A 15,225-nucleotide genomic window follows, 5' to 3' on the forward strand; every position below is an offset into this window, starting at 1 on the left:
CGAAATCAAGGCCGATTTGGGTATCCCGACATCTATACGTGAAGCCGGCGTGCTTGAAGCGGATTTCCTGGCGAAAGTTGATAAGCTGTCCGAAGATGCGTTTGATGACCAGTGTACCGGCGCCAATCCGCGCTATCCGCTGATTGCCGAACTGAAGCAGATCCTGCTGGATACTTACTACGGACGTAAATTCGTTGAGCCCTTCGCAAATGCCGCCGCGGTGGCCAATGCGCCGGCCCTTCCGGCCGATGCTGTGAAAGCGGCGTCTGCGGAAGCGAAAACCGAGAAGAAAGGCAAAAAAGTGACCAGCTGATCGCGGCTATAAATTCCCGCGTTAAGCATGGTCCCCCGCTGTTCGGGGGAAACACATCAGGCCCCTTTTGGGGCCTGATTTATTATGCGGAACGAACAAAATACTTCACACAGAAAGCTTGAAGCGGGCGTGTCAAAGGGAGACCGTGCTGAGGCCGGGTCGAAGCGGCCATCACCTGACCGCTTTAGCGCTCTAAACGCCTCGCTGCGGGCCTTTAAACGCCATCTGGCCGATGCATCCACTCCTAACCTGTCAAACGCGCCACGCCCTGCAAAATCACAGCTGAAGTCCAGCTTTGGAACAGAGCAGCCAGTGCCCGCCGCCGCTTACACCGAATGTCGAACACCGAACGCCGACGTTCAAGGGCAAAATTTTAAAATACCCTATATTATGGCCGACAGCGCGGTGACATTAAGGGACGGTGCGATGACCCCACCGAAGACTGAAAACCTCGCCACGGCTTTCTGAAGCGCATATAAAGCCCCCCTTGGGAGTGATCCTTTACACGGCTGCCGGCAGCAAAAGCCCGAGCTAAAAATTCGGTCGGCCGCGAGGCGGCTAAGATTGACCGGTAGTGGACGGAGCGAGTGACCTGTAACCCGGCACCGGTTTATCTTCCACCATGGCCTGCTTAAAATGTTTGCGACATACCGACACGTAGCGATCCTCGCCGCCGATAACCACCTGCTGGCCGTCATGCAGGGGTTTCCCGTCTTCACCCAGGCGAATCACCCGGTTTGCCTTGCGACCGCAATAACAAATGGTTTTCAGCTCAATAAGCTTATCCGCCCAGGCCAACAGATAATGGCTGCCGGGAAACAGCTCGCCGCGAAAATCGGTGCGCAACCCATAACACAAGACCGGAATATTAAGAAAGTCCACCACGTCCGATAAGCCGGCAACCTGTTCACGGGTTAAAAACTGACTTTCATCCACTAATATGCAGTGAAGGGTTTGCTGCTCATGGGACTGGCGAACAACCGCCAGCAAATCGGTATCCGGCCGATAGAGCTCGGCCGGTGAGGAAAGGCCGATACGGGAACTGACCTGACCGTGGGCAAAACGATTATCTATTTCTGCGGTAAATACCAGGGTGCGCATGCCACGCTCCTGATAATTATACGAGGACTGCAGGAGTGCAGTGGATTTACCCGCATTCATCGCAGAATAATAAAAATAAAGTTGAGCCATCAGCCCCTCTCTTCGGAAAAAATCAACGACATAATAAATAAGACACCTAGTGTATCATAAACTTTAACCCACGGGCCGAGCGGTGCACCCCATGATGTTTAACAACGTCAAGCGGTGCAAACGACGCAGCCGACCAGTAATTAGCCCCGTGGGGTGTTGTCTTTAAATTACGTTCCCACCTTAATGAATCATTACCAAATGCCCACCCTTCATCACCTAACATTTGCCCGAAGTGTGACGCGGAAGGTGAACGCTATAGCCACGATCGCGCTCTGGGTCTAAACATTGGTTATAAAAAAGCAAATTTTTTCTACGATATAAACATGGCTTATAATGAAACGCGCTGTGCAATATGCACTCCATTAACGGGTGAGGTGGAAAAACGCAACATAGTGAATCAATTTGTCATTACCTGGCAAAGAGCATATATTTAGCGCTGTCGGGCAGTGTGGTTAAAAAAAAAGATTATTTTTTACCTTACTTACAAACTAGCTATTGCAGAAAAGAAACTACCGCTCTATTATTACTCCGACGCCCCATTATATTATTCGAGATTAGGACAATGAGCGAAGCACTTAAAATTCTTAACAACATCCGAACTCTGCGTGCGCAAGCCAGAGAATGTACTCTTGAAACTCTGGAAGAAATGCTGGAGAAACTTGAGGTAGTCGTCAATGAGCGCCGCGAGGAAGACAGCCAGGCACAGGCTGAAATCGAAGAACGTACGCGCAAATTACAGCAATATCGTGAAATGCTGATTGCCGACGGTATTGATCCGAATGAATTGCTGCAAACCATGAGCGCATCTAAAGCTACTGGTAAAACCAAGCGTGCAGCTCGTCCGGCTAAATATCAATATACCGATGAAAATGGTGAAAGCAAAACGTGGACCGGCCAAGGCCGTACTCCTGCTGTCATCAAAAAGTCTATTGAAGATGAAGGCAAAACGCTGGACGATTTCCTGCTGTAATCGTATATACCCTTTATTATAAAATGCCCGTTTGAATACTCAGCGGGCGTTTTTCTTATCATCTCTGCTGGGTTAATTTTTAACCATCCCGCCGAATTCCAGCCAACTGTATCCGTTCACTCTTTCGGCTATAGTCGTAATGTTTTTCATCTCCGGTCATTAACGCGCTCTACAGCCTATAAGCGTATAAATTGTAAGCAGAGCAATGATTTCCTATGCCGATGTTTCCCCGGTCTAACCGCTAATTGCCACCGAGCGAAGGCCGCGGCAGCGTTATGAATAAAATTGCAGTCCCATAGACGTTAAAAGCGGCCATAAGGTCGCTTTTAACGTCTACCAGGCTTACATTGTCACAATCAGTTAATTGGTGTGGTAATAATGACGATACCAACTGACAAAGCGCCCTATTCCTGCGTCTATCGCCGTCTGTGGTTTAAAACCAATCGCCTTATACAAGGCCTCGGTGTCGGCGCTGGTTTCCAGAACATCACCTGCTTGCATCGGCATTAAATTTTTTACGGCCGTAATGCCCAACGCTTTTTCCAGCGCCTGTATGTATTCCATCAATTTAACCGGTTGGCTATTGCCGATATTATATACACGATAGGGGGCAGAACTGGCGGCAGGGGATCCCTGCTCAACCGTCCAAGACGTATCCGCCACGGGAAGAAGATTTTGTAAACGAATTATTGCTTCGACAATATCATCTATATAAGTAAAATCGCGGCGCATTTCACCATGGTTATAGACATCAATACTACGCCCGGCGAGCATAGCCTCGGTAAATTTGAATAATGCCATATCAGGTCGTCCCCATGGGCCGTAAACGGTAAAAAACCGCAAACCGGTAGTGGGAAGCTGATACAAATGTGAATAAGTGTGTGACATTAATTCATTAGACTTTTTCGTGGCCGCATATAACGACACCGGATGATCCACGGAATCGTCGGTGGAAAACGGTATTTTACGATTTAATCCGTAAACTGAACTGGAAGAGGCATAAAGTAAATGCTCTACCTGTGTATGCCTGCACCCTTCCAGGATATTCAGATGTCCGATAAGATTGGAATCAGCGTAGGCGAGGGGATTCTCCAAAGAATAACGGACGCCGGCCTGAGCGCCGAGATGTATCACCCGTTGGAACCGCTGTTGGGTAAAAAGATCGGCCATTCCCTGCCGATCAGCCAAATCCAATTTATAAAAACTGAAGGATTGCTTATCTTTTAATCTCTCGAGGCGGGATTCCTTGAGGCGCACATCATAATAATTATTAAGATTATCGATACCAACGACCTGATGGCCGTCAGCGAGCAGACGCTCACTGACGTGAAAACCAATAAAGCCCGCAGCACCGGTTACCAGAAATTTCATGTAACCTCTACTTATAGGAAGTAAGCGAAGCTCCCCGGCCTATGCCGTAATAAACAATACCCCGGTTAGCCAAACGTTCAGGATCATACAGGTTACGTCCGTCAAAAATCACCGGCTGCGTTAACATGGATTTAATCATATCAAAATCCGGCGCGCGGAAATTCTGCCATTCGGTACAAATGATCAGGGCGTCTGCCCCCTGTAACGCGGATTCTTTGGTACCCATTAATTTTAAGTCACTACGATGCCCGTAAATACGCTGGGTTTCATTCATCGCTTCAGGATCGAATGCCTGTACCTGTGCGCCGGCCTGCCATAATGTTTCCATTAAAACCCGGCTGGAGGCTTCACGCATATCATCGGTATTCGGTTTAAAGGAGAGGCCCCATAAGGCAAAAGTCTTGCCCTGCAGATTTTCACCGAAATGGCGCTTGATAAACTGCGGCAGCTTGCTCTTTTGCTGATAATTTACATCTTCCACCGCCTGCAACAATTTCGGTTGATAACCGATATGCTGGGAAGTCCGAATCAGCGCCTGCACATCTTTCGGGAAACAGGAACCGCCGTAGCCACAGCCAGGATAGATGAAGTGATAACCGATACGGGAGTCGGAACCGATACCCTGCCGCACTTTCTCGATATCCGCCCCGAGCAATTCCGCCAGATTGGAAATTTCGTTCATAAAGCTGATTTTAGTGGCCAGCATGCAGTTCGCCGCATATTTGGTCAACTCGGCGCTGCGGATATCCATCAGGATCATCCGGTCGTGATTGCGGTTGAAGGGTTCATACAGCTCCCGCAATAATTCCACTACCTCTTCATTGTCTGTGCCCACCACGATACGTTCCGGACGCATGCAGTCGGCAACCGCGGCACCTTCTTTGAGGAATTCAGGGTTTGAAACCACATCGAACGTCAGCTTACTGTCGCGGGCCCGCAGGGTTTCCTGCATGACGGCGCGAACTTTATCCGCAGTACCCACCGGCACGGTGGATTTATCCAGCACAACTTTATGATCATCCATAAATTGAGCAATGGTATGCGCCACTGCCGTGACATATTTAAGATCCGCCGAGCCGTCTTCGTCTGGAGGAGTGCCTACGGCGATAAACTGCATTATGCCGTGCCTGACGCCCGCCTCGGCATCGGTGGTAAATTTCAGCCGGCCGGATTCATAATTCTGCTGCACCAGCGGTGTCAAACCAGGCTCAAAAATCGGGATATTCCCTTTCTTCAGGTTTTCCACTTTCTGTTCGTCGACATCCACACAAAGAACATCATGACCGACTTCCGCCAAAACAGCCGCTTGCACCAAACCAACATAGCCGATACCAAAAACAGTCACTTTCATGTTGAATATCCTGGTTGAAATTTAACCCTTATAAAATATAAGTGTATTAATTTACAATGGTTTCTTTGAGCCATTGGGTGAATTCTTTTCCAAGACTTTCATGACGAATACCATATTCAACGAAAGCTTCCATATAGCCCAATTTATTACCGCAATCATGGCTCAGGCCTTTAAGGTGGTACGCCTCAACGGTTTCTTTTTCCATTAACAAGGCGATGGCATCGGTGAGCTGGATTTCATTGCCGGCTCCCGGAGGGGTTTTTTCCAACAGGGCCCAAATATCGGCGGACAGAACATAGCGACCGACTACCGCTAAATTGGACGGCGCTTCTTCGGCGGTGGGTTTTTCAACCACATTGACCATGGGTGCGCTTTCACCGGGCCGGAGTTCTTTGCCCTGGATGTCGACTACGCCATAGTTGGTCACATCGTCAACCGGCTCAACCATAATCTGGCTGTGGCCTGTTTCGGCGAAGCGGACCAGCATTTCACTCAGATTATCGCTTTTCAGGTTAGATTCAAATTCGTCAATAATAACATCCGGCAATATCACCGCCACCGGTTCGTCGCCCACCAGAGGATGCGCGCATAGCACCGCATGGCCCAAGCCCTTGGCCAAGCCCTGACGAACCTGCATGATGGTCACGTGCGGCGGACATATAGCCTGGATTTCAGCCAGTAATTGCCGTTTTACCCGTTTTTCCAGCATTGCTTCAAGCTCGAAGCTGGTATCAAAATGGTTTTCAATGGAATTTTTAGATGAATGAGTCACGAGGATAATTTCATTAATGCCCGCGGCGATACATTCATTTACCACATATTGAATCAGGGGCTTATCAACCAGCGGTAGCATCTCTTTAGGGATGGCTTTAGTGGCAGGCAACATTCGAGTTCCTAATCCCGCCACCGGGATTACCGCTTTTCTGACTTTGGTATTTGTATTAATAGAAGACATCAACCACCTCTCTCACTTCGTCACGATAATAAAATTTCATTTATCTAAAATTAAACCAGATAAGTATACCAGTTTAGACTGTTGGCGCGCGAAGTAAGGCGACGTTTGACAAAAAAATAGGACAATTACCCATTTTTATAAGATATTGAAAAAGAATAGATTGGATAGATCTTGACCCCATTTCCGGCGGTGACCTTCAGCCGCCGGAATTCAATCAGCAGATAACATTAACCTTAATCGTCCGCCGGCACCCCAGACCTGACATTGCCAATCGGTGCAATGCTCACTGACCTGATTCAGGTAGGCGTTGTTCATGGTGCCCAGCGGCACACCGCTATTGACCTGGATTTGATGGTTATTCGCGCTGAGCGTGGCGTTCAAACCCGCCGACACCAGAATCAAATTATTCAGTCCGCGATGATAATACCCCACCAGCAAGGGGAATTGTCCGTCCAGATTGGCCTTGCGCAACAGCTGGTTTACCTGCCTCAGGAGGGTGGACAATTCCGGCAACCGGTGCGAGCGGTTGGCGATGTGCGCCTGCAGCAAGCCATTGAACAGTGCCCGCAGCAGCAGGGCCGCCAGTACGCCTTTTTCTTCAGCACGGGTAACATCCAGACAATAAAAAGCCAAATCATGCTCGGACAGCGCAGCGATATCCAACACCAGGCCCGGCTGTTCAGCCATGGTCAACTGCCGATAGTTGACCCTGCAGCGGGCGATGTTCTGCTGCACCGGCGGTTGTAACTGTTTTAGCAGCTTGGCGGCAGCGCCGGGATGCTGGCTCAATGCATCCCAATCCTGGAATAATTGTTCTTCTTCATCCACTTGCGACGTGAACATATCAGGATAAAGACAGCCAAGCACGCTTTCCCGCAAGCGGCCAAAATCATCAAGGGGTTTGAGCAAAACATCCTGCACGCCCAGGCGCAGCACCTTAGCAATATCGGTCATTTGATCGGTACCTGACACCACAAGTACCGGAGTGGCGGCATCAACCGCACGAAAACGTTCTACAAATGTCAGCCCGTTCATTTCGGGCATTTCCAGGTCGCAAATGATCAGATCGGGACGCGTGGAAGGCAGCATGTTCAATGCTTCCCCGCCATGAGACGCCTCATGGACTTCGGCACCCATCGATTGCAGGAATTGGGCCAGCACTGACCTGAATACCGCCTCGTCCTCAACAATTAATATTTGTTTGTTTATTAACGGCTTTGCCATCAAAGACCCCTTATTCCAATCAGCTTAATAGTGGCTCAGTCTCACCACTTTTACTTATAAGAAATGTCAGGGGCTGATTAGTCTGTCACTCATTATTATTCAATCACACATTCAACCAAAAACTGGGTCCATTTTCCCTGCTACCCCTTACTCTATAACTGGCCGGATAACCTTAACGAGAACGCAAAAATGTTCTTGCCTAAGTAAGGAGCGTAGTAGCCATTAGGTAAAAATGCATCTTATCCGGGCAAAATCATGGCTGTTTACCTAGCCCGTGACAAGGGAAATCGGCCATTTCCTTGAAATAAGTGGAGTTTAAGAATATAACGATGACGTATTTTGCAATGATCAAAATCAACATTTCCGCTTTTTGTTCCACAATGCTCAATGACCCGGTAATGGGTATCAGGTAAAGTCTATTATCATCTGATTTTTAGGGTTATCACTAAGGAGTTTTGTGGAAATTCCATGCCATTGTGGCAGCGGTTTAGGTTTTGAAGACTGTTGCGGTCCGTTTATCAGCGGTACCCGCTATCCCTTGACGCCGGTTCAACTGATGCGGTCCCGCTATAGCGCTTATGTATTGCAAAATCTTGACTATTTAATAGCGACCTGGCACCCCGATTGTCATGCTGAACAATGGCGAGACGATATAACCGCTCATTTTCCTGTTACCCAGTGGAAAGGACTCACCATTAAAGATGAACGTGCCGGCAAAAATAGCCATGAATCTTATGTGGAATTCATCGCGGTTTTTTATGACCGGCATACCCGGCGACCCGGATTTATTCATGAACGCTCACGCTTTGTCCAATTGAACGAACGCTGGTATTATATCGACGGCATACATCAGCAGCCCCTGAGAAATGCGCCTTGCCCTTGCGGTTCGGGTAAAAAATACAAAAAATGTTGCGGGCAATAACCCGGCGGGATTTCATCTGTCCGCTTTTTTTACAACGGATTCATGAGTTGGTATAGGATTGGCACGTCAATGCAGTCGCAAATAGTTCAAAGAAAAATACTACGCACCATTTGCCCGGATGCGAAGGGCCTGATAGCTCAAATCACCAGCATTTGTTTCAATCATCAGTTGAATATCGTGCAAAATAACGAGTACGTTGATCACCGCAGCGAACGTTTTTTTATGCGCACCGAATTGGAAGGCCGGTTTGACGATGAGCGCCTGCTGGCGGATCTGGATCGGGTCTTACCGAAAGGCACGGTACGGGAACTCAATGATGCCGGACGTCGCCGGATAGTAGTGCTGGTCACCAAGGAAGCGCATTGCCTGGGTGATTTGCTGATGAAAAGCGCTTTTGGCGGATTGGACATGGATATCGCCGCGGTTATCGGTAATCACGATACCCTGCGTACCCTGGTGGAACGTTTTGAGATTCCCTTTCACCTGGTGAGTCATGACGGTTTCAACCGCGAAGAGCATGATGCGCACATGATGGCGCAAATCGACGCCTATGCGCCGGAGTATGTTGTGCTGGCGAAATACATGCGCGTTCTGACGCCGGATTTCGTGCGCCACTATCCTAATCGGGTGATCAATATCCATCATTCGTTTTTACCGGCTTTTATCGGCGCCCGTCCCTATCAACAGGCGTATGAACGGGGCGTAAAAATCATCGGCGCCACCGCCCATTACGTGAATGATAATCTCGACGAAGGTCCGATAATCTGCCAGGACGTGATCAACGTTGACCATACCTATACCGCGGAAGATATGATGCGCGCCGGGCGGGATGTTGAAAAAAACGTGCTGAGCCGCGCGTTATACCGTGTGTTGGCCCAAAGAGTCTTCGTTTACGGCAACCGGACCATCATTTTTTAGGCGGATTGAACAACCGGCCGCCGCTTTCGCGGCCGGTCTCCCCTCCCGACCCCCTTTTTCAGCGGTTTTCCCACCCTATGTCGAAAAAATCGGCAAGTGGATAATTTCCCGATTATTTTTTCTTTACAGCCGCGTCTTATTTGATATGATGCGCCCCGCTTGATGCGATATTTATGCATAAGGTGGGGTTCCCGAGCGGCCAAAGGGAGCAGACTGTAAATCTGCCGTCACTGACTTCGAAGGTTCGAATCCTTCCCCCACCACCATCTTAAAGAACACCCCCGAATATCCTCACCGACTCAAAACTCAACATATTCCCCAGTGGGGGATGGATGAGAACCTTCGACCAAGGTTCGAGCCGGAGCCGTTTGAATGACGTCGTTTTTCTGCTACCATCATTGAAACCCCCCGTTATGGCGCAAAAAATGAAGTTTGTCTCCTTTAATATCAACGGACTGCGTGCCAGACCCCATCAGTTAAGCGCAATCATCGAGCAGCATCGTCCGGATGTGATTGGCCTGCAGGAAACCAAGGTTCATGACGATATGTTTCCCCTGGAAGAGGTGGCACGGCATGGTTATCACGTCTTTTATCATGGACAAAAAGGCCACTACGGCGTGGCGCTGTTATGCCGTGAGCAGCCGTTGGCCATTCGCCGGGGGTTTGCCGGTGATGATGCCGATGCGCAGCGGCGCATCATCATGGCTGATTTTGTCACCGAAAAAGGCATACTTACCGTGGTGAACGGCTACTTTCCCCAAGGGGAAAGCCGCGATCATCCGGTTAAATTCCCGGCTAAAGCTCGTTTTTATCAGGATTTGCAGGACTATATCCAACAAAATCACCATGCTGAATCCTCACTGCTGTTGGTGATGGGGGATATGAACATCAGTCCCGCCGATTTGGATATCGGCATCGGCGAAGAGAGCCGCAAGCGCTGGCTGCGCACCGGCAAATGCTCCTTCCTGCCCGAAGAGCGGGAATGGATGGGTCGGCTGCTGGACTGGGGCCTGGTGGATACCTTTCGCAGCCGCAACCCCGAGTGTAACGATCGATTCTCCTGGTTTGACTATCGCTCCCGTGGTTTTGATGAAAATCGCGGCCTGCGCATCGATTTGCTGCTGGCCTCGAAACCGCTGGCGCAGACCTGTCTGGCCACCGGCATTGATTATGATATCCGCGCCATGGAAAAACCGTCGGATCATGCGCCGATCTGGGTGGATTTTGCCCTGTGACAATCGGCAATAACCCGGCGCTTAACGCGTCAAAGTGACAACGTCTCTTACCCGCCGTATAAGCCTCATGATGGTACGGCTTAGCCGGTTCAGGCCGAAACGCGCCGGTAGCTAATGTTTACTCTGCCGCCTTACCGGGTTTTCGCGCACGACGCTTGGGCTTGGCGGCCTTGGCGCCGATCGCCGCGGCCGACGGTAAACCGCGCAGTGACGGCGGCGGCGGCTGTTGCCGCACCTGTTGAATCAATCCGCGCAGCGTCTCGGTCAGCGGCACCATAAAATCCTGATAGCGGCACTGTTTCTCGCTGATTTTGGTTAAGGTGGACTCCCATTGCGCGGTCATATCCGGGCTTGCCGCACTGTCCGGCAAGGCATGAATCAAACCGCGGCCGCTTTCGCTGGAAAAGATATTGCGGCCCTTTTTATATAAAAAGCCCCGTTTGAACAATAATTCGATAATACCGGCCCGGGTGGCCTCGGTGCCCAACCCGTCGGTGGCCCGCAGGATTTTTTTTAACTCCTTGTCCTGCACGAAACGGGCGATACCGGTCATGGCGGACAGCAGCGTCGCATCATTAAACGGCCGGGGCGGCTGCGTTTCCCTGGCGACCACCTCTCCCGATTCGCACAATAATTCATCCCCTTTTGTCACCACCGGTAAAGGCGTACCGTCGTTTTCCTCATCACGCTCTTTGGCGCCGAGCAAGGTGCGCCAGCCGGCATCCGCCAAAAAACGGGATTTGGCGACAAATTTGCCGCCTGCGATATCCAGATTAATGATACAACGCCGAAATACCGCATCGGCGCAAAATTGCATCAGGTATTGCCGGGCGACCAGGGCGTAAATTTTTTTCTCATCCTCGTTCAAGGCGGTTTTGCCGCTGCGCGCGGTGGGGATGATGCCATGGTGCGCATCCACCTTTTTATCATCCCAGCAGCGATTTTTTTGCGTCGTATCCAGGGTTGCCTGAGCCATCAGCTCAGGCATATGCGCATTGATGGCGTTCAACACCCCCTGCCGTCCGGCAAAATGCTCTTCCGGCAAATAACGGCAATCGGAACGGGGATAGGTAAGCAGCTTGTGGGTTTCGTAGAGTCGCTGACACAAATCCAACACCTGCTGTGCGCTCATACCGTAGCGTTTTGCCGCTTCGATTTGCAAAACCGACAGGGAAAACGGCAGCGGCGGTGTTTCCGACTCCCGTTTATCCTGGAAGAGCGTGACCACCGCCGGTTGACCGGCAATGCGGGCCACGACATGCTCCGCCAGCGGCCGATGCAGCAGCCGCCCCTCCTCATCCTGGTAGGATTCGCAGGCTTCACTGGGTTGCCAAAGGGCAACGAACCGTTCTTGTGACGGTGTCACTATGTGCGCTTTAACCTCAAAAAAGGTTTTCGCCACAAAATTCTCAATCTCCTCATCGCGGCGGACCACCAGACCAAGCACTGGCGTTTGTACCCGTCCCACCGATAATACCCCTTGATAGCCGGCGTTACGGCCCAGCAGAGTATAAGCCCGGGTCATATTGATACCGTACAGCCAGTCGGCCCGCGCGCGCGCCAGCGCCGATACGCATAACGGCACGAACTCACGGTTTTCCCGCAGGCGGCTTACCGCTTTGCTCACCGCCGCCGGATTAAGATCGTTCACCAGGCAACGCTTGGCGTTACGGCGCTTTTCACCGTCCAACGCCAGATAGTCCAGCACTTCGTCCACCAACAATTGCCCTTCGCGATCCGGGTCGCCGGCATGAATAACCTCCGACGCTCCCTCCAGCAGCCGCTTGACCACATTCAGCTGTTTCTGAACCGACGGGCGGGGCTGTAACCGCCATTTATCCGGCACTATGGGTAAATCCGCCAGCGACCAGCGGGCATAGCGGCCATCGTAGGCGTCGGGCTGGGCCTGCTCCAGCAAATGCCCGATACACCAAGTCACCATATGATTCTCGCCGCAGGCGATAAACCCGTCGCCCCGGCGGTGGGGTTGCGGCAGCACATCGGCGATGGCACGCGCTAAACTGGGTTTTTCAGCGATATAAAGCTGCATTTCTCACCATGGAACAAAAATGTTGCTGGAAATGTTACGCTCTCCGGGTCAGAAATGACGGACAAAAGGTTCGGTATCGGGAGGGAGAATGGTGGTGGAAGCTTTCAACTGCGGGGTACCCAAATAGAGGAACCCGACGATTTCGTCCTGCTCGCGACAGCCGAACGCCTGTTTAACGTCCGGCTGCGTCGCCCACAGACCGGTACGCCAGATTCCGTTAAAACCCTGGGCCAATGCCGCCATCTGCATCGCCTGTACCGCGCAGCCGGCGGAAATCACCTGCTCCAGGCGTGGAACTTTGGTTTGTGTATCGCACCAGGCCAAAACCGTTATAATCAACGGGGCCCGGAACGGCGCCTGCCTGGCTTTTTCGATGCCCTTTTCATCCATTCCCGTTTTCAGGGCGGATGCATGCAGCAGTTCGCTCAGACGCGTGCGGCCCTCCCCCTCGATAATAACGAAGCGCCAGGGCTGTAATGTGCCATGATCCGGCGCACGCATACCGGCGCGGATGATATTATCCAGCATGGGACCGGTGGGGGCCGGCTCAGCCAGCCGAGATGCGGAACGACGATTTAACAAAAGTTCTAGTGCATCCATTACTTACTCCTGTTGTTATGCATGGTTCTAACGTTAGCATATGCCCGGCGACGGTTACAGCATGACGCTTTTTTACCGAATTTTTATCTTTTTTCATGCTGACATTTAGCGGGCGGATCTTTAGGATACCTGACAATGAAGAAATATCGCCATTGCGAGCGAATAATGAGCCATACACGGGTCGATCGCCCGCGCCATGGCTAGATTTTACAATACGAATCCTGCACGAGGTTGTTTTATGGAGAGCACATGCGCACATTGTGGCGAATAATATCCAGCCCGTTTCGTTGGGCCTGGCGTTTGTTGAATTTTATACGCGAATTTATCCTTAACCTGTTTCTGATTTTTATCATCGTCGTCTGCGTCGGTATTTACCTGCAGGTGCACCGTTCCGCTCCGGAACCGGGCAAAGGCGCGCTGCTGGTGGATCTCACCGGCGTAGTGGTTGAAAAACCGTCGATGAACAATAAATTCCGCCAAATAGGCCGTGAATTATTAGGCGCCTCCAGCAATCGTCTGCAAGAAAATTCCCTGTTTGATCTGGTGAATTTGCTGCGGCAGGCCAAAGGGGATCAAAACATCACCGGCCTGGTGCTTTCCCTGAAGGATTTCGCCGGGGCGGATCCGACCTCGCTGCAATATATCGGCAAGGCGCTGCGTGAATTCCGCGACAGCGGCAAACCGATTTTTGCCGTGGGGGACAGCTACAATCAGTCGCAATACTATCTGGCCAGTTTCGCCAACAGGATTTACCTGACCCCGCAAGGCGCGGTGGATTTGCACGGCCTCGCCACCAATAATCTCTATTACAAGAGCCTGCTGGACAAACTGAAGGTAAATACGCACATTTTCCGCGTGGGCACCTATAAATCGGCGGTGGAACCCTTCCTGCGAGACGACATGTCGCCGGCGGCCCGCGATGCGGATACCCGTTGGCTGAGCCAGATATGGCAACATTATGTGGATACCGTCGCCGCCAACCGGCAGGTCACACCGCAGCAACTGTTCCCCGGCGCGCCTGTGATGCTGGCGGACCTGAAGGCCGTCGACGGGGATACCGCGCAGTTTGCCCTGCACAATAAATGGGTGGATACCGTGGCTTCCCGCTATGCCATCGAAACCGAGCTCACCAAGACCTTCGGTTGGAACAAGCAGAAAAAAAGCATAAATGCCGTCAGCATGTATGATTACCAGATGCCGACGCCATCGGATAAAGGCGATCAGATCGCGGTTATCTTTGCCGACGGCGCTATTATCGACGGACCGGAAACCCCCGGATCGGTGGGCGGCGACACCACCGCAGGCCAAATCCGCGATGCCCGGCTAGACCCCCATATCAAAGCCATCATATTCCGGGTCAATAGCCCCGGCGGCAGCGTAAGCGCCTCGGAACTCATACGTTCGGAACTGGAAGCGGCACGTGAATCCGGCAAACCGGTAGTGGTATCCATGGGCGGTATGGCCGCGTCAGGGGGATACTGGATTTCCACACCGGCCAATTACATTATCGCCGCACCCAGTACGCTTACCGGCTCCATCGGCATTTTTGGCGTCATCAATACCTTTGAGGACACGCTGGGCAGCATTGGCGTACATACCGACGGAGTGTCCACCTCGCCTTTGGCGGATTTGGCCATCACCAAAGCCTTGCCGCCGGAATTTTCCCAAATGATGCAGATGAACATCGAAAACGGCTATAAAAACTTCATCACCCTGGTGGGTAAAGCACGTAACAAGACGCCGGAAGACGTGGACAAAATCGCCCAGGGCCATGTCTGGATCGGCAGCGACGCCAAAACCAACGGCCTGGTGGATCAACTGGGTGATTTCGACGATGCCGTGGCGAAAGCCGCCGAACTGGCAAAGTTAAAGCAATACCACCTCAATTGGTACATTGAGGAACCCAGCCTGATTGATTTGGTGCTGTCGCAAACCAGCGCCTCGATTTACGCCCGTTTGCCGGCGACTATCCAGGCCTGGCTGCCCGCGCCGGCCAGTCAGATATCCGCTCTGTTTTCGGCACAGCCGGGCTTGCTGACCAACCTGAACGATCCGCAAAACCGTTATGCCTATTGCCTGTCCTGCGGCGACATTCAATAGCGACATCGCCGGCGGCGGTCAACGT

The 15,225-nt window shown here is 51.5% G+C and carries 12 protein-coding genes, 1 tRNA gene and 1 pseudogene; 7 read left to right on the forward strand and 7 right to left on the reverse strand.

Translation table 11 applies throughout. The features are described 5' to 3' along the window. Positions 1-313 (forward strand): annotated as a pseudogene (locus tag HB631_RS23525) (bifunctional acetaldehyde-CoA/alcohol dehydrogenase); the annotation flags it as partial. 558 nt (positions 314-871) lie between these two features. On the opposite strand, the gene HB631_RS23530 reads toward HB631_RS23525, so the two are convergent. Next, positions 872-1,504 carry a thymidine kinase gene (locus tag HB631_RS23530; protein WP_213993613.1) on the reverse strand — a complete coding sequence of 211 codons (633 nt, stop codon included), beginning with the start codon at positions 1,502-1,504 and terminating at the stop codon, positions 872-874. 562 nt (positions 1,505-2,066) lie between these two features. Between HB631_RS23530 and hns the strand changes: the two genes are divergently transcribed. Continuing rightward, the gene (hns, locus tag HB631_RS23535; protein ID WP_132921376.1) at positions 2,067-2,474 is read left to right on the forward strand and encodes a histone-like nucleoid-structuring protein H-NS; all 408 of its coding nucleotides are present in this window, start codon (positions 2,067-2,069) and stop codon (positions 2,472-2,474) included. 360 nt (positions 2,475-2,834) lie between these two features. Here the strand turns inward: hns and HB631_RS23540 are convergent, their stop codons facing one another. From HB631_RS23540 to rssB, 4 genes are all read right to left on the reverse strand, one after another. Next, a complete protein-coding gene (locus HB631_RS23540; RefSeq protein WP_213993614.1) occupies positions 2,835-3,845 on the reverse strand; it encodes an NAD-dependent epimerase in 1,011 nt (336 codons plus the stop codon). Positions 3,846-3,852: 7 nt separating this feature from the next. Beyond that, positions 3,853-5,196, reverse strand: a complete 1,344-nt coding sequence (locus HB631_RS23545; protein WP_213993615.1) for a UDP-glucose/GDP-mannose dehydrogenase family protein — start codon at positions 5,194-5,196, stop codon at positions 3,853-3,855. A 46-nt stretch (positions 5,197-5,242) separates the two neighbouring features. Further along, a complete protein-coding gene (gene galU / locus HB631_RS23550) occupies positions 5,243-6,151 on the reverse strand; it encodes a UTP--glucose-1-phosphate uridylyltransferase GalU (protein ID WP_213993616.1) in 909 nt (302 codons plus the stop codon). A 210-nt stretch (positions 6,152-6,361) separates the two neighbouring features. After that, entirely contained in the window at positions 6,362-7,375 is a 1,014-nt protein-coding gene (rssB, locus tag HB631_RS23555) for a two-component system response regulator RssB (RefSeq protein WP_213993617.1), read from the reverse strand. A 457-nt stretch (positions 7,376-7,832) separates the two neighbouring features. Between rssB and HB631_RS23560 the strand changes: the two genes are divergently transcribed. The 4 genes from HB631_RS23560 (at position 7,833) to xthA (ending at position 10,450) form a co-directional block, all read left to right on the forward strand. Next, positions 7,833-8,297, forward strand: coding sequence for a YchJ family protein (locus HB631_RS23560; protein ID WP_213993618.1), 465 nt, complete (start codon positions 7,833-7,835; stop codon positions 8,295-8,297). A gap of 69 nt (positions 8,298-8,366) precedes the next feature. Continuing rightward, positions 8,367-9,215 carry a formyltetrahydrofolate deformylase gene (gene purU / locus HB631_RS23565; RefSeq protein ID WP_213993619.1) on the forward strand — a complete coding sequence of 283 codons (849 nt, stop codon included), beginning with the start codon at positions 8,367-8,369 and terminating at the stop codon, positions 9,213-9,215. 181 nt (positions 9,216-9,396) lie between these two features. Then, positions 9,397-9,481: transfer RNA gene (locus HB631_RS23570), tRNA-Tyr, on the forward strand. A 159-nt stretch (positions 9,482-9,640) separates the two neighbouring features. Next, complete coding sequence (gene xthA / locus HB631_RS23575; RefSeq protein WP_213993620.1) at positions 9,641-10,450, forward strand: exodeoxyribonuclease III; 810 nt, start codon at positions 9,641-9,643, stop codon at positions 10,448-10,450. Positions 10,451-10,568: 118 nt separating this feature from the next. Here xthA and HB631_RS23580 read toward each other — a convergent pair whose 3' ends face one another. Beyond that, positions 10,569-12,500: a DNA topoisomerase III gene (locus tag HB631_RS23580; protein ID WP_213993621.1), complete on the reverse strand. Its 1,932-nt coding sequence runs from the start codon at positions 12,498-12,500 to the stop codon at positions 10,569-10,571. A 48-nt stretch (positions 12,501-12,548) separates the two neighbouring features. Beyond that, positions 12,549-13,100: an NAD(P)H nitroreductase gene (locus HB631_RS23585; RefSeq protein ID WP_213993622.1), complete on the reverse strand. Its 552-nt coding sequence runs from the start codon at positions 13,098-13,100 to the stop codon at positions 12,549-12,551. Positions 13,101-13,349: 249 nt separating this feature from the next. On the opposite strand from HB631_RS23585, the gene sppA reads away from it, so the two are divergent. Beyond that, positions 13,350-15,200 carry a signal peptide peptidase SppA gene (sppA, locus tag HB631_RS23590; RefSeq protein WP_213993623.1) on the forward strand — a complete coding sequence of 617 codons (1,851 nt, stop codon included), beginning with the start codon at positions 13,350-13,352 and terminating at the stop codon, positions 15,198-15,200. Positions 15,201-15,225 lie beyond the last annotated feature (25 nt).

The sequence above is a fragment of the Sodalis sp. dw_96 genome, assembly GCF_018449575.1.
Taxonomy (GTDB): domain Bacteria; phylum Pseudomonadota; class Gammaproteobacteria; order Enterobacterales; family Enterobacteriaceae; genus Acerihabitans.

Coding starts and splice junctions, on each gene's coding strand:
- galU (WP_213993616.1), bottom strand. CDS start 6,151: ATGTCTTCTATTAATACAAATACCAAAGTCAGAAAAGCGGTAATCCCG.
- hns (WP_132921376.1), top strand. CDS start 2,067: ATGAGCGAAGCACTTAAAATTCTTAACAACATCCGAACTCTGCGTGCG.
- xthA (WP_213993620.1), top strand. CDS start 9,641: ATGAAGTTTGTCTCCTTTAATATCAACGGACTGCGTGCCAGACCCCAT.
- rssB (WP_213993617.1), bottom strand. CDS start 7,375: ATGGCAAAGCCGTTAATAAACAAACAAATATTAATTGTTGAGGACGAG.
- sppA (WP_213993623.1), top strand. CDS start 13,350: ATGCGCACATTGTGGCGAATAATATCCAGCCCGTTTCGTTGGGCCTGG.
- HB631_RS23540 (WP_213993614.1), bottom strand. CDS start 3,845: ATGAAATTTCTGGTAACCGGTGCTGCGGGCTTTATTGGTTTTCACGTC.
- HB631_RS23545 (WP_213993615.1), bottom strand. CDS start 5,196: ATGAAAGTGACTGTTTTTGGTATCGGCTATGTTGGTTTGGTGCAAGCG.
- HB631_RS23580 (WP_213993621.1), bottom strand. CDS start 12,500: ATGCAGCTTTATATCGCTGAAAAACCCAGTTTAGCGCGTGCCATCGCC.
- HB631_RS23530 (WP_213993613.1), bottom strand. CDS start 1,504: ATGGCTCAACTTTATTTTTATTATTCTGCGATGAATGCGGGTAAATCC.
- purU (WP_213993619.1), top strand. CDS start 8,367: ATGCAGTCGCAAATAGTTCAAAGAAAAATACTACGCACCATTTGCCCG.
- HB631_RS23585 (WP_213993622.1), bottom strand. CDS start 13,100: ATGGATGCACTAGAACTTTTGTTAAATCGTCGTTCCGCATCTCGGCTG.